Source organism: Gottschalkia purinilytica, from assembly GCF_001190785.1.
GTDB lineage: Bacteria > Bacillota > Clostridia > Tissierellales > Gottschalkiaceae > Gottschalkia_A > Gottschalkia_A purinilytica.
Map to the genome: position 1 here is coordinate 210,862 of NZ_LGSS01000005.1, position 14,824 is coordinate 225,685.

The window sequence follows — 14,824 nt, forward strand, 5'->3', positions numbered from 1 at the left end:
TTTTAAAGAAAAGTGGAATGATTATTTAAAGAATATTTGATTTCAATTGAATTAGATTATTATGCTTAAAAAGTTTTGAGCTTGTCTAGTATCTGTGACAATAACATAATATGAATTTTAAAGAAAAGTGGAACCATTATTTTAAAAAACATATCATATACTATACCCGAGAAATTTCTGTAATGAGGTGTTTAAATGATATCTATAAGTTTGTGTATGATAGTAAAGAATGAAGAAGATGTTATTACTAGATGTTTAGACTCTGTAAAAGATATAGTAGATGAAATAATAATAGTAGATACAGGTTCTAATGATTCAACTGTAGAAAAGGTTAAACAATATGGTGCGAAGGTATATGAATTTGAATGGGTAGATGACTTTGCAAAGGCGAGAAATTATTCATTTAGTAAAGCTACTAAAGATTATATATTATGGTTAGATGCAGATGATGTTATGCGTCCTGATGACGTTGAAAAATTTAAGGAGTTAAAGTCAAATCTAGATAGATCTGTAGATTCTGTAACAATGAAATATATTTTAGGACTAGATGAAAACAATAATGCTACTAGTTCTTTAAGAAGGAATAGATTGGTAAAAAGAGAAAAGAATTTTATATGGATAGGGAAAATACACGAGTATTTGAATGTTTATGGAAATATTCGCAATTGTGATATATCGGTGGTTCATATGAAAAATAAGCCACATACAGATAGAAACTTGAAAATATTCAAAAAAATGATAGAAGAAAAAGTACCTTTTAGTACAAGAGATATATTTTACTACGCAAACGAGCTATATTACAATGATTATAAAGAAGAAGCTTCAATTCAATATAAGAAATTTTTGGACACTAATGATGGTTGGGTAGAAGATATAAAAACTGCATGTAGTAATTTATCTGAATATTATTATAGTATAGGTGACAAAGAAAATGAGTTGAAATATATATTCAAATCATTTGAATATGATGTTCCTAGATCTGATTTTTGTTGTAGATTGGGATATAAGTTCTTAAATGAGAATAATATAAATTCAGCTATATTTTGGTATCTGTCAGCAATTAGTAATAAGCCTAGTGAAGATAACCTTGGCCTAGTTAGCCATCACACATACACTTGGTTACCTCTTTTACAACTTTGTGTATGTTATTCAAAAATAAATAAATTTGAAGAAGCTAATATTTTTAATGAAAAAGCAGCGAAATATGTACCAGACCATCCTTCTGTAAAACACAATCGAGAATTTTTAAAAGGAAAATTAAAAGAGTTAGAAGAATCAAACAATCAAAACTAATATTATTAGTAAATGTTAAAATTTATAGTAGAAAATATCGTCTCTTAAATATATTTATATTGAAGAAACTGTAGAGTTGTTTACTATTTGATAAAGTATCTTAAAAACATAATAAGTTATATATTAAGAGATAAAAGGAAAGGTTCGGAAAGACAAATGAAGATCTATAATAAATTAGTCAGAGATAAAATACCTGAGATAATAGAAAAAAGGTGGTAAAAAGTTCGAAATAGAAATAGTTTCAGGAACAGAATATCTTTCATTCTTAGAAGAAAAATTAATAGAAGAAGTAGATGAATTTAATAAAGATGAAAATTTGGAAGAATTAGCAGATATTTTAGAAGTAGTGTATGCATTAACTGAAAATTTAGGACATACAATAGATGATTTATTGAAAAAAAGAGAAGAAAAGAAAAATCAACGGGGTGGTTTTAAGAAGAGAGTAGTATTGAAAAATGTATATTAGAGACTATAGAATTATATTAAAAAAGAATCTTTAATTAATTAAAGATTCTTTTTTAATTATGAGGATAGTAAATTAATAAATATATAATATTGTTTTAATGAAACTCAAATTTAGATATAATACTATATAAAAGAAAGGATGGTTATTATGAGAAAATATAATAGGGCATTTATAATTATGATTATTATGTGTCTAATTTCTATTTTATCAGGCTGTACGAATATAGGAGCTGAAGGGACACTAAAAGCTAAAGTAAATATAAATGGCACGGTAGATTTAAACTTAGATATATTAGCTAATAAAAAATCTTTCGGTTTTCTTAATGATAATAATAATCCTATATATATTATAAAAGATAAGCTGGAAGAAAAGGGATTTAAGGTAAGTAACTTAGTAAGAGAAGAAAAGATGGGTATTCATGCTACTAAACATGTAGAAAATGTAAAGCAGGAATTATCTTTGTTTAAGAATATGGAAGTATTTGCAAGCGAAAACAGTAATAACAAGAAGAATGAAATGTTTAGGGTAGAAAAGGGGTGGTTTAAAACTAAATATACTTTAGATGCTAATATTAATGTTACAGAAAATATACGTTCTAATGGACTAGAAGAAATATTGATAAATTCTATATTATCTGACGTAAAGTTAAAACTAATATTAGATTTGCCTATAAAGCCTAGTGAACATAATGCGTCTATAGTTAAACAAGACGGAAAAGTACTAGAATGGGATATAGTTCCTACTACAAACAATAAGGTATTAATGAAAGCAGAGTCCTTGAATGTTGTTAACACTGTTATAGCGATAGTTTCATTTGTAATACTATTCATAGTGTTGTTCTTTTTATTTAAAAAAATGCTACATATACTATTCGGGAATAATATGAAAAATTAAAATGGAATATTTATGTGTTCTTTTTAAATATATTGTATACATCAAGAAAACGTTGAGCTTCTAAGTAATCTCCTTTTTTATTATATATATTTAGAAATTAAATAATAGACATAAGGATTAGAAGGATCTATCGATAGAGATTTTTTTAATAGTTCTAGAGCTGTATCTACATCATTTTTATTAATTTTCTCTTCAGCTAATTTTAATAGGTTGGTAGATTCTTTGTTGTGCTCAACAGAGTTTGAAATTTTCTTTAAAGTTTGTTTAATTCTGTTTGTAGTAAAAGGTTTTTGCAAGTATGCGACAGCTCACATTTGTGTACATTCTATTGCATTTTTTATAGTTGGAAAAGCTGTTATTATAACTACAGGAGTTTGAACACCTTGTTCTCTAATTTTTCTTAATACTTCTGTACCACTAATTTTAGGCATTTTTATATCTAAAAAAGCTAAATCAAAAATCTGATTTTCAAATATCTCTAGAGCCTTTTCTCCGTTTTCTACACTTGTTACTTCAAATCCTTCATGTTTAAGACATGTGGTTAATAAGTTTCTAATATTCTTCGTATCATCTGCAACTAACACTTTTTTCATAAGATTACTCCCTTCAAATATTATTAGAAAAAATAAAAAATGTTTAACTACACTGGTAAAGTAAAAATAAAATTACTTCCTATATCCAACTCGCTTTCACACCAAATTTCTCCACCATGATCTTCTACAATATTTTTAGCAATTGATAACCCTGGATCAGCTCCTCTTACTTCTATTTCTGAATTTTCCACTTGGACAAATTGCTGAAATATATTTTTAGTATACTCACTTGGAATGCCTATTCCTGTATCTTTAACTGAGACATGCATTTTATTTTTATACATGTAAGCTTGAACCAAAATTTCATCCCCAGCATTAGTATACTTTAAGGCATTTCCAATTAAATTGTTTAGTACCCATATTATTTTTTCTTTATCTATATTTACCTTTGGTAAATTTTCACCAACTAAATAATAAAGATTTACGCCTTTATTTTCAGCTTGGATATAGAACGGTTTAATACAATGCTCAATAATACTAGCTAAAGAAGTAAGTTTCATATCATAAGCGAAATCTGTAGATTCTAACTTAGATAAATTCAATAAATTATTAATTAAACTAGTTAGCTTTTGACATTCTTCCTCTATGGATAACAAAGTATTCTCTTGATCAGTATTTAAATTGCCTAATGTCTTATCTTTTAAAAGACTAGATCCCATCATTATAGATGTTAAAGGAGTTTTAAATTCATGAGATATAGTAGATATAAAGTTTGTTTTCATTTTTTCTAGCCCTTTAAGTTCTGTTATATTTTGAAACAAAACTACGACACCATTTAAATTAGAACTTGTATCCTCTATTTTTGTTACAACTACATTAAAGTAATATTTTGATTCATTTGAGTTTATATAAAATATGTTTTCTGTATGATAGTCATTGGATTTGGATAGTACTAATGATATATAATCATATAGTTTTCCTTCTCTCACTATCTCTAAAAAATGTTTTTTAAATGCAACATGTTCCTTGGTATTAAAGAAACTTTCGAAGGCTTTATTTATAAGAACAATCCTATAATCCTTGTCTAAAACCATTAAAGGGTCAGATATACTCTTTACTATGGCTAAAGATCTATTCTTTTCTGTTATTACTTCTCCAAGAGTACTTTCTTCAAATAACGCTAACCTTTCTGTTATTCTATTAAACTCCATTGATAACTGTCCTATTTCGTCGTTAGATTCAATATCAATTTGCTTGTTTATATTTCCATTTTTAACTTCTTTCATTAATTTGATTAGTTGTTCTAATGGTCTAGTAAACTTATTCGCAAAAAATCTAGAAATAAAAAAACCACCTACAACACAAAAAATAGATAATACTAATATTACATACATTGACGTTTTTGAATTATTTGTAGCTAAAGATTTACTTTGAAACATGGCTGTTTCATTAACATTCCATATAGACTGTAAATCTTTTTTTAATTTTAAAAAAAGTGGTTTTACATCATATGTGTATTTTTCAGTTAATTTTACTTTATCATTACCATATTGACTTAAATTACTAAAAGAATCTATATATTTTAAATAATCTTTTTTTATACTTTGAACTAGCTCTTTTTCACCGTTTTCTGTGACATTATTAAACTCTTTATAATACCATTTGAAGAATTCGTCTACATTATTGTTGAATGTTTTTATTCTAGTATCATAATCACCACTTATATAAGTCAAGATTGCACTGTCTTGTCTCTCAAGTGTACTTATCATATTACTTACCATTTTTAGACGTTCATAATTGTCTGTTATTAATCCATCAATTGACTTTGTAAGACCGTAAAGATTTATAACAGATACAATTCCTACAATAGCTAACATTATAATTAATGAAAAATAAACTAAAGATATTTTTTGTTTTAGAAGCTTCATTAATATCGCCTTCTTTGTTTCTTATTTTTTTATATAAATAATTTAAATATTAGTATATATGAGCTATATATCTTGTTCAAACTTATCTACCTAAGATAAAAGAAAGGTTTAAGAAAAAAACATATGTCCAAATTAGATAAATTGAAACAACTGTTCCTGATAGTATAGAGAAAAAATTATATGAAATACCATTGTATTTTAGTTTTTTTATTTTGGTATTATAATAAGCTTCATTATAAATCACATCACTACATTATTTATGAGGAGGTAGGAGAAAAAATGATAGATATAGTTATGATTTTCATAATTTTAATATTATATGCGGCTATGCATGGGTTAATTAACTGGTCATCTGCAGTAGTAGAAAATGATACAAGAAACATTAAACTTCATAAATAGCAAGAAGGAGTGAAGATTTTGATTTTATTATTTTTAATATCAATTTTTATAGTTATATACCTAATTTATGTATTGATATATCCTGAAAAATTTTAGTTGAGATTAGGGAGGTTATTAAAGTGTTATTTGTGGTACTATCAACTATTGTAACTTTATTATTAGTAATATTAATGGCTAAACCTATGGGTAGCTATATTTATAATGTATTTACACTTAGTCCATCAAAGATAGATAAAGTGTTTAGTCCTATTAAAAACTTTATATATAAGATATGTAATATAAACAAAGATGATCAAAGTTTGAAAAACTATATTATATCTTTATTGATAACAAACACAATAATGATAGGAATTATATATTTAATATTGAGAACTCAAGGATTTTTACCTTTAAATCATAATGAAATAGGGAATATGGAACCATCATTAGCTTTTAATACAGCCATAAGCTTTATGACTAACACCAACTTACAACATTATAGTGGAGAAGTAGGACTAAGTTATCTTTCGCAAATGATAGTTATAATATTTACAATGTTTACAGCAACAGCTACAGAAATTTCGGTAGCTATTGCATTTATAAGAGGTTTATCAGGTAAACCTTTAGGAAATTTTTTTGTTGATTTTATAAGAAGTATTACTAGAATTCTCGTACCAGTATCAGTTATAGCTTCATTAATATTTATTGCTTTAGGTGTTTCACAAACACTTGAAAGATCTGTTACAGCTAATACTATAGAAGGAGCAAAACAAGTTATAAATCGTGGACCTATAGGTTCATTTCTTTCTATAAAAGAATTAGGGAATAATGGAGGAGGATTTTTTGGAGGAAACTCTTCTCGTCCTTTTGAAAATCCCAATGCATTAAGTAACCTACTTCAAATGTTACTTATGTTTCTTTTACCTACATCTCTTCCTTTCACTTATGGAAGAATGGTCAGAAACAAAAAAAGAAGGTAGAGTGCTTTTTATATCAATGCTATTAATTTTCATAGTATTTGTATCTATAGCAATCAAAGTCGAATATAGTGGAAATCCAGCTCTTGCATCTTTACCAATAGATCAGTCTATAGGAAGTATGGAAGGTAAGGAAGTAAGATTCGGAACTGGAATGTCAACTCTTTATTCTATGGTTACTACTGCTGCTGAAACAGGAGCAGTAAACAACATGCACGATACTTTAACTCCAATAACAGGGATGTTAGCAGTTTCTAATATGTTACTTAACACGGTATTTGGAGGAGTAGGATTCATGAATGTGTTAATGTATGTAATGATTGCTGTATTTATGTCGGGATTAATGGTAGGAAGAACACCAGAATTTTTGAAAAAGAAAATTGAAAGTAAAGAAATGAAACTAATAGCAGTTACTATATTAATTCATCCGCTACTTATACTAGAATTTACAGCACTAGCATTATTCTTGAATATAGGGAATGAAAGTATTTCTAATCCAGGATTTCATGGAATAACACAAATTCTTTATGAATTTACATCTTCAGCTGTAAATAACGGGTCTGGATTTGAAGGACTTGCTGATAACACATTATTTTGGAATATTACAACAGGAATAGTTATGTATATAGGGAGATATTTTTCTATGATAACATTACTTTCTGTATCTTACTCAATGCTGAATAAGCAGACAGTTCCTAATACTGTTGGAACTTTTAGAACAGATACTGCTTTGTTTGGAGGTATATTAATAGGGATAATTTTTATAGTTGGAGCATTAACATTCTTTCCAAGTATAGCTTTAGGACCTATTGCTGAATTTCTAACCATATAGTTTTAATTATTGTTTAGGGAGGATTTAAAATGAGTAAATCTACTCGAGTCATAAGTAATAAAATTTTAAAAGAAGCTGTTAAACAATCTTTTATAAAGCTAAATCCTAAGCTTATAATTAAAAATCCTATTATGTTTATAGTTGAAATAGGATTTCTAATAACTTTAGTAACATCTATATTTCCTAACTTTATAACAAGTAAATTAGATACTTCTTTAAGTTTCACTATATCTTTAATATTATTTTTTACAATTCTATTTGCTAATTCTGCAGAATCTATAGCTGAAGGTAGAGGAAAGGCTCAGGCTGATTCTTTGAAGAAATCAAAGAAAGATATAATAGTAAATAAATTATTGCCAAATGGTAACGTAGAAAAGATACCATCAACAAGCTAAAGAAAAATGACATAGTTATAGTTTCTAAAGGAGAGTTGATACCTGGTGATGGAGAAATTATAGAGGGACTAGCATCTATTGACGAATCAGCAATAACTGGAGAATCGGCTCCGGTTCTTAAAGAAGCTAGTGGGGATCTCTCTTCTGTTACAGGTGGAACTTTGGTTGTAAGTGGTGAAATTAAAGTTAAAATAAGTGTTAATCCAGAAGAATCATTTTTAGAAAAAATGATATCTTTAGTAGAAGGAGCGGAAAGACAGAAAACTCCAAATGAAATAGCTTTAAATACTGTATTAGTAAGTTTAACAATTATATTTTTAATAGTAGTGATTACTTTACCTTTTTCACAAAATATATAGGATTTCAGATAGAGATACCATTGCTTATTTCTTTATTGGTATGCTTGATACCAACTACTATTGGAGGACTTTTACCCGCAATAGGAATTGCAGGAATGGATAGAGTTACTCAATTCAATGTAATAGCTATGTCAGGTAAAGCTGTAGAAGCTTCTGGAGATATAAATACCATTATTTTAGATAAAACAGGTACAATAACTTTTGGTAATCGTATGGCTTATGAGTTTGTACCAGTAGGAGATGAAAATATTGAATCAATAAGTGTATGGTCAGCTATAGCATCTATATATGACGATACTCTAGAAGGAAGATCTATTATTAAACTAGTAGAGAAAAGAAAAATAGATATGATGCGTCAATTACTGAGAATGGGGAATTTATAGAGTTTAAAGCCGAAACTCGTATGAGTGGCATAGATTTGAAAGATGGACGTAAAGTTAGGAAGGGAGCAGTAGATGCTATTAGAAAATGGGTAGAGGAGCAGGGAGGAGAAATACCATATAATCTTCAAGCCGAAAGTGATAAAATAGCATCCCAAGGAGGAACGCCCTTAGCTGTTGCTGTAGACGATAGAATATATGGACTTATCCATCTTAAGGATACAGTAAAACCAGGTATGAGAGAAAGATTTGAAAAACTAAGATCTATGGGAATAAAGATAATAATGTGTACAGGAGATAATCCTATAACTGTGGCTACAATTATCAATAACTTCTACTTCATCAGCTAGTTCTATAATTAAATCAGGTACAGTTTCATTTACTCTAATACCTGTTATATGCTTTATGCTATCATTTAAGCTTTCTAAATGTTGTATATTAAAGTACTTATTACGTTGAATATTTTCTTTATATCTTTTATTATATTTTGAACCTGGAACATTATTGTGAGCTAATTCATCAACTAATACTGATTCGGGATTTCTTTTTATTATGGCTTCGGTATCCATTTCTTCTAATGATATTCCATTATAAGTTATTTGCTTTCTAGGTATAATTTCTAAATTTTTAATTTGGTAATTTGTTTCTTTTCTACCGTGGCATTCTATATAACCTATAATGATATCTTCGCCACTTTCTAATCTTCCATTAGCCTCATCCAACATAGCAAAAGTTTTACCTACACCTGGAGCATATCCTAAGAAGATTTTTAATTTTCCTTTACTTTATTTATCTAATAATTTCAGTGCTTCATTTGGAGTCATTCGTTTAGGCTCACACATATTTATGATTCTTCTCGTGTAACATATAGTTTAAAATTCCCTTTTGAATAACTAAATATGAAAACAACAAAATATAAATAGTTATTTGATAGTCTATTATATAAAAAATAATTTTATAGAGTTAAATGTTTATTTTGGATAGAAATATGAATCATAGTTATCTTATAATAAATGAATATAATTGTATAGTAGAATATTGAGGGTTGCGATACTTAGTCGAAGTATAAGAAAATACATAATTATTAAATAGACGGGAGTATTTAATTGGTGTTTAATGCTTTTTAGAATATATAATGTAGATAGACTTAAATATAAATATAAAGGATAAATATAGAAGTGTTATAAAATGTGTGATGAAAAGAGACTGTTTTTAACTAAACTAATTAAATAAAGATTGATTTTAGAAAGTATAAAAGTGCATTGAGAAGTTTATTTTAAAATGCTTTTGAAGTATAAGTAAAGTAAAAAAAGCCAACTTATATATAAGTTGGCTTTTTATTATAAAACAATATATCTATTGAACTCTAATGGCTTTTACAAAGTTATTAACAAAGTAAGTATTACTCATATTAGTTATTATAATTTTTTTCTTAGAGGTACTAGCGTGTATGTAAGTTTTATTATCTAAAGCAATAGCAACATGTCCTACTTTACCAGGTGTATTTTCAAAAAACAGCAAATCACCTGTTTGTATATTATTTCTATTAATAACAGTTTTATTCATATTAGCTTGCTCACTAGCTCTTCTAGGTAGATTGATTCCTAAATTACCAAATACATATTTAGTAAATCCTGAACAATCAAATCCATTAGGACTAATTCCGCCACTCTTATAGGGAACATTCAAATATTTAAGAGCTTCATTTTTAATCTTAGATGTAAATGCATTACTTTCACTATTTACAGCTTGTACAGTTTTTGAATTTGATGCATATACTGTGTTATTAACTAATACCGAAGATGTGATAACTGATAAGCATGCTATTGAAATACTTAGAACTTTTTTACATAACTTTACTTTCTGATCTTTAGTATTTTTGATCTTATTAATAATCAAGACGTTACCTCCTTAATTAATTTACATGATAAAAATTCCTTATTTTTAAGTATATCAAAATGTGGAAGAAAATTCAAACAAATAATTACAAAATAGAAACAAAATTGGAAAATGTATTACAAAACAATGAAAAATAGTAAAATGGTAAAACACTTTATGGAAATGTTTTAGAGATAGAGGAAGAGATAAGCGACGTAGATAAAAATAATATAGAAAACTTTGTTTAATGACTCTAAAGCATTTAACTGTATTTATAATTCAAAATATGAATACTTTGATTTAAATTATTCTAATAAAAAAATAATGAATATTAAAGTATTCATTCAATATATAGCGGGATAAAGAATATATAGAAAAAATTATTTATTAAATTTAAAGATAATAAAAAAGTGATACAATTTAAAACTATTAAAATAAAAATATATAAGATTAAATATACATATTATAATAGAGGATATTTTTATCATATAAACATATATAACGCAGAAAACTTTACATAATAAATTTATTGTAAATAAAGCTACGAGAGGAGGTGGTGGGGGAAAGGGTGATTCAAGATATAACAAATTTCATTATAAAGGAAAAACATATTACAAAAATAAATGTATTATTTATAAACGACAATTTTCTAAAGTTTATAGAAGTCTAATTGAGAAGCAAAATTCAACAAAGAATTAAGACATAGATTTATGATTAAAAATGTCTAAAGTACAAATATTTTATATAAATTATATTATATAGTTACAACTAATGAGTAATGAGTTGTTTAAACTGTCGAAAAAGCCTTTAAATTAAGTTTTAGTATTAAGCATATATAAATGTATATTAAGTTGATTTTAAAAGTCTTACAATCAAAAATACGTGGTCAAAAAATATAAAAGTAGAAAAAAGTTTATTTAAAAGCAGGAATTTAAGAAAATATCTAGAATCTTATTATACAAAATGTATATTTTGTATAATAAGGAGTGAAAACAAGTGGAAGATATGCCATTACTGCTAGAAGACTTTCTCGTATACATAGAAACTATAAAAGGTAAGTCTCCAAATACAGCTAAGGAATACTATTTTGACCTAAGAACCTTCTTTAGATTTTTGAAAATAAGATATAGGTTAGTTGATAAGGATACCCCTTTTGATGATATAGATATATTGGACATAGATGAATCTATAATAAGAAAAGTTAATCTTCAAGACCTCTATGCCTTCATATCTTTTGTAGACAGAAATAGGGATAATAAAAATTATGCTAAAGCTCGTAAGGTTGCTAGTATAAGATCCTTCTTCAAGTTCTTGCATAGCAAGCTAAAAGTTATAGATGAGAATCCTGCTTTAGAGTTAGAATCTCCTAAAACTAATACTAGACATCCTGTTTACCTTTCCTTAAATGAAGCTGAAAGATTATTAGATGCTATAGAGGGTCCTTTTAAAGAAAGAGACTATGCCATAATTACTCTATTTTTAAATTGTGGATTGCGTTTATCGGAATTAGTAAGTATAGATATAGATAAAATAAAAGGAGATATACTAACAGTTATAGGTAAAGGAGATAAAGAAAGAACTATATACTTAAATGAAGCTTGCTTATATGCTATAGAGAAATACTTGAAGGTTAGGCCTACAGAAGGATTAAAAGATCCTAACGCATTGTTTATAAGCAAAAGAAAAAATAGAATTAGTGATAAAACTGTTCAGTATCTGGTTAAAAAGTATATACAATCAGCTGGATTAAACACAGAAAAGTACTCTACTCATAAATTAAGACATACAGCTGCTACTCTTATGTATAAGTATGGAAATGTAGATATTAGAGCTTTACAACAAATACTTGGACACGAAAATGTCTCTACTACTCAGATATATACTCATGTTGATGATGAAAGATTGAGATCAGCCGTTAAAAGTAATCCTCTTTCAAGTCGTGATTAATAAATATATAAATTTACTATAAATATATTATGTAAACAAAACAACATATAAAAATAAGACCTTGAACTAAGGTCTTATTTTTATATGTTAAATATTTCTTTTGATTCAATAAGCTTTACGGTAAGATCATCTGCTTTACCATAGTGATCTGTCTCTTTTAAAGTTTTTATAAAATAGTTGTTTACTTTATCTATGTTATCAGACATTTCATTAGAAAGGTTATATTCTTTTATTATATCTTCTTTAGCTTGCTTGTACGCTGCCTCATAAATGTGCATAGGGAAATCTTTCATAGGTCCTCCAACCATATCGAGTCTAAAGTGGCATTCTACCCTAAATTTTTTAAAATAGTTTAAAAGAATTTCTACTTCGTTCATTACAACACTCCTCATCTTTATGTTATTAATTATAATTTATCAAATACTGTAGAAAGTTTCAATATATATCCACTTTTCTATCAATTTAAATTAACATCTATTGCAAAGTTTTCAGAAAATTATTATAATTTAATGAATAACATTTATCTAATTATTGTAAATTATAATGTTATACTATAAAAAGTTATGGAGGCATAATTATGAGTTTTAAATATATAAATAAGATCCCTAATCCGGAAGAAATAATAGACATGATACCTTTAGAAAAATCTCTTAAAGATAAAAAAGCTGAAAGAGATAGAATTATAAAAGAAGTATTTGAAGGAACAAGTGATAAGTTTATACTTATAATAGGACCTTGTTCTGCTGACTTTGAAGATTCAGTATGTGAATATGTATCTAGATTGGCTGAAGTACAAGAAAAGGTTAAAGATAAAATAATAATGATTCCAAGGATATATACTAACAAGCCTAGAACTACAGGTGAAGGATATAAAGGAATGATGCATCAACCGAATCCTAATGAAAAGCCTAATTTGGTTGAAGGTATAAAATCCATTAGAAGACTTCATATAAGATCTATAAAAGAATCTGGGCTAACTTCTGCAGATGAGATGTTGTATCCTTTAAATTATCCTTATGTAGAAGACTTATTAAGCTATGTAGCTATAGGAGCTAGATCAGTAGAAAATCAACAACACAGACTTACTGTAAGTGGTATGAATATACCTGCTGGTATGAAAAATCCTACTAGTGGTGATATAAGTGTAATGTTTAACTCTATAAAAGCAGCGCAAATATCACATAACTTTATATATAATGGATATGAAGTAGAGACCTCGGGGAACTTATTAGCTCACAGTATACTTCGTGGAGCTGTAAATCAGCATGGAGAAAATATTCCAAATTATCATTATGAAGATTTAGCTTTAGTATCTGAAGAATATGAAAAAAGAGGATATCCAAATCCAGCTATAATAGTTGATACTAATCATTCGAATTCAATGAAAAAATTTGATGAACAGCCTAGAATAGCTATGGAAGTAATGAAAAGCAAACAATACTCCGCTTCTTTGAATAAGTTGATAAAAGGATTTATGATAGAAAGTTATTTAGTTGATGGAAGACAAGATGCGTCAGAAGTTTATGGAAAGTCTATAACAGATCCTTGTCTTGGATGGGAAAAGACAGAAAAACTTATATACAATATAGCTGAAATGTTATAAGAAATAAAACTCTGCAATTTGATTCGCAGAGTTTTATTTCTTATTTATAGATTTAAATGAATTTAAAATAGATTCCTAAAATAGATAAAAAAAGAAATTATGATATAATTCATACTTAGGAGGATGCTTATAATGATTAAACGATTGAAAACATTAAAAAATGTAGCTGTTTAAATTACTTCTAAATAATTTTATTCATTAGTTAAACAAAATTATTTAGAAACGAGGTATAAAATTAATGAGAAAAAATCCATTTAAACATTGGACGGAAATCCAATATTTAAAAGAAGAAATAAAAAATCCACTTATTGAAGTTGGTGATTACTCTTATTATTCAGGGTATTATGCAGGAGGAAAATTTGAAGATATTTGTGTTCGATATATCTGGGGAGATGAAGAATCTCAAAAAATGTATAACCCGGTTAATGATTACGGATGGGTCGTTGATAAAATAAAAATTGGTAAGTATTGCTGTTTAGCGAGTGGAATCGTATTTATGATGGGGGGTAATCAAAATCATAATACTAATTGGATTACAGTGTATCCGTTCAAGAAAAAACTTATCGAATCATATAAATCTAAAGGAGATACTATTGTAGGTAATGACGTGTGGATTGGATCTGAAGCTATGGTTATGCCTGGAATAAAAATCGGTGACGGTGCAATTGTTGCTTCAAGATCAGTGGTTACAAGAGATGTAGAACCTTATACAATCGTAGGGGGAAACCCTGCAAAATTCATCAAAAAAAGATTTACTGAAGCGCAAATTGAGATGTTGCTAGAAATGAGATGGTGGGACTGGAAAGAAGAAGATATTAACAATGCTATAGATATATTATCTAGTACGGATATAGGTGAATTATATAAATACTATAAAGAAAATATAAAGTAAATCTCTTTTGTATAATAGAAGTCGGAGGAATTAAATAATTTCTCCGACTTCTATCTTATCCTGCCAAAT

Annotated in this window: 19 protein-coding genes; 13 read left to right on the forward strand and 6 right to left on the reverse strand. The window is 27.2% G+C overall.

Translation table 11 applies throughout. The annotated features are described in order from the left end of the window. Positions 1-195 precede the first annotated feature (195 nt). From CLPU_RS07220 to CLPU_RS07230, 3 genes are all read left to right on the forward strand, one after another. Complete coding sequence (locus tag CLPU_RS07220) at positions 196-1,293, forward strand: glycosyltransferase family 2 protein (protein ID WP_050354985.1); 1,098 nt, start codon at positions 196-198, stop codon at positions 1,291-1,293. A gap of 235 nt (positions 1,294-1,528) precedes the next feature. Then, entirely contained in the window at positions 1,529-1,759 is a 231-nt protein-coding gene (locus tag CLPU_RS18335) for a nucleoside triphosphate pyrophosphohydrolase (RefSeq protein ID WP_268760457.1), read from the forward strand. Positions 1,760-1,906: 147 nt separating this feature from the next. Beyond that, entirely contained in the window at positions 1,907-2,653 is a 747-nt protein-coding gene (locus CLPU_RS07230; protein ID WP_050354986.1) for a hypothetical protein, read from the forward strand. 80 nt (positions 2,654-2,733) lie between these two features. On the opposite strand, the gene CLPU_RS17630 is transcribed toward CLPU_RS07230, so the two are convergent. The 3 genes from CLPU_RS17630 to CLPU_RS07240 are packed head-to-tail and all read right to left on the reverse strand — an operon-like array spanning position 2,734 to position 5,114. Then, positions 2,734-2,949 carry a tetratricopeptide repeat protein gene (locus CLPU_RS17630; RefSeq protein ID WP_200898516.1) on the reverse strand — a complete coding sequence of 72 codons (216 nt, stop codon included), beginning with the start codon at positions 2,947-2,949 and terminating at the stop codon, positions 2,734-2,736. Positions 2,950-2,961: 12 nt separating this feature from the next. Further along, entirely contained in the window at positions 2,962-3,246 is a 285-nt protein-coding gene (locus tag CLPU_RS17635) for a response regulator (RefSeq protein ID WP_200898517.1), read from the reverse strand. A 47-nt stretch (positions 3,247-3,293) separates the two neighbouring features. Next, positions 3,294-5,114: a HAMP domain-containing sensor histidine kinase gene (locus tag CLPU_RS07240; protein ID WP_050354987.1), complete on the reverse strand. Its 1,821-nt coding sequence runs from the start codon at positions 5,112-5,114 to the stop codon at positions 3,294-3,296. Between the two features lie 408 nt (positions 5,115-5,522). On the opposite strand from CLPU_RS07240, the gene CLPU_RS18225 reads away from it, so the two are divergent. Genes CLPU_RS18225 through CLPU_RS17865 form a run of 7 tightly spaced genes read left to right on the forward strand, consistent with a single transcriptional unit; the run spans position 5,523 to position 8,785 of the window. Then, positions 5,523-5,609 (forward strand): potassium-transporting ATPase subunit F, encoded by an 87-nt coding sequence (locus tag CLPU_RS18225; RefSeq protein ID WP_082154122.1) that lies wholly within the window; start codon positions 5,523-5,525, stop codon positions 5,607-5,609. Positions 5,610-5,632: 23 nt separating this feature from the next. Further along, on the forward strand, positions 5,633-6,472 hold the full coding sequence (locus CLPU_RS18125; RefSeq protein ID WP_321169969.1) for a potassium-transporting ATPase subunit KdpA: 840 nt from the start codon (positions 5,633-5,635) through the stop codon (positions 6,470-6,472). Between the two features lies 1 nt (position 6,473). After that, on the forward strand, positions 6,474-7,301 hold the full coding sequence (locus CLPU_RS18130) for a potassium-transporting ATPase subunit KdpA (protein ID WP_321169970.1): 828 nt from the start codon (positions 6,474-6,476) through the stop codon (positions 7,299-7,301). A 29-nt stretch (positions 7,302-7,330) separates the two neighbouring features. Next, a complete protein-coding gene (locus CLPU_RS17850; protein ID WP_050354988.1) occupies positions 7,331-7,696 on the forward strand; it encodes a hypothetical protein in 366 nt (121 codons plus the stop codon). 35 nt (positions 7,697-7,731) lie between these two features. Continuing rightward, the gene (locus CLPU_RS17855) at positions 7,732-8,055 is read left to right on the forward strand and encodes a P-type ATPase actuator domain-containing protein (protein ID WP_050354989.1); all 324 of its coding nucleotides are present in this window, start codon (positions 7,732-7,734) and stop codon (positions 8,053-8,055) included. A gap of 20 nt (positions 8,056-8,075) precedes the next feature. Beyond that, positions 8,076-8,438, forward strand: coding sequence for a hypothetical protein (locus CLPU_RS17860; protein ID WP_050354990.1), 363 nt, complete (start codon positions 8,076-8,078; stop codon positions 8,436-8,438). Positions 8,439-8,473: 35 nt separating this feature from the next. Next, positions 8,474-8,785 (forward strand): HAD family hydrolase, encoded by a 312-nt coding sequence (locus CLPU_RS17865; protein WP_340140966.1) that lies wholly within the window; start codon positions 8,474-8,476, stop codon positions 8,783-8,785. On the opposite strand, the gene CLPU_RS07270 is transcribed toward CLPU_RS17865, so the two are convergent. After that, positions 8,693-9,160 (reverse strand): histidine kinase, encoded by a 468-nt coding sequence (locus CLPU_RS07270; RefSeq protein ID WP_050354992.1) that lies wholly within the window; start codon positions 9,158-9,160, stop codon positions 8,693-8,695. The two genes, CLPU_RS17865 and CLPU_RS07270, sit on opposite strands and share 93 nt — an antisense overlap. A gap of 631 nt (positions 9,161-9,791) precedes the next feature. Then, positions 9,792-10,334 (reverse strand): C40 family peptidase, encoded by a 543-nt coding sequence (locus CLPU_RS07275; RefSeq protein WP_050354993.1) that lies wholly within the window; start codon positions 10,332-10,334, stop codon positions 9,792-9,794. A gap of 984 nt (positions 10,335-11,318) precedes the next feature. On the opposite strand from CLPU_RS07275, the gene CLPU_RS07280 reads away from it, so the two are divergent. Beyond that, the gene (locus CLPU_RS07280) at positions 11,319-12,260 is read left to right on the forward strand and encodes a tyrosine recombinase XerC (protein ID WP_050355040.1); all 942 of its coding nucleotides are present in this window, start codon (positions 11,319-11,321) and stop codon (positions 12,258-12,260) included. An 80-nt stretch (positions 12,261-12,340) separates the two neighbouring features. Here the strand turns inward: CLPU_RS07280 and CLPU_RS07285 are convergent, their stop codons facing one another. Then, positions 12,341-12,637: a hypothetical protein gene (locus CLPU_RS07285; protein WP_050354994.1), complete on the reverse strand. Its 297-nt coding sequence runs from the start codon at positions 12,635-12,637 to the stop codon at positions 12,341-12,343. A 200-nt stretch (positions 12,638-12,837) separates the two neighbouring features. On the opposite strand from CLPU_RS07285, the gene CLPU_RS07290 reads away from it, so the two are divergent. Together CLPU_RS07290 and CLPU_RS07295 are read left to right on the forward strand one after the other, a co-directional pair. Then, complete coding sequence (locus CLPU_RS07290) at positions 12,838-13,863, forward strand: 3-deoxy-7-phosphoheptulonate synthase (RefSeq protein ID WP_050354995.1); 1,026 nt, start codon at positions 12,838-12,840, stop codon at positions 13,861-13,863. 238 nt (positions 13,864-14,101) lie between these two features. Further along, positions 14,102-14,755, forward strand: a complete 654-nt coding sequence (locus tag CLPU_RS07295) for a CatB-related O-acetyltransferase (RefSeq protein WP_050354996.1) — start codon at positions 14,102-14,104, stop codon at positions 14,753-14,755. Positions 14,756-14,824 lie beyond the last annotated feature (69 nt).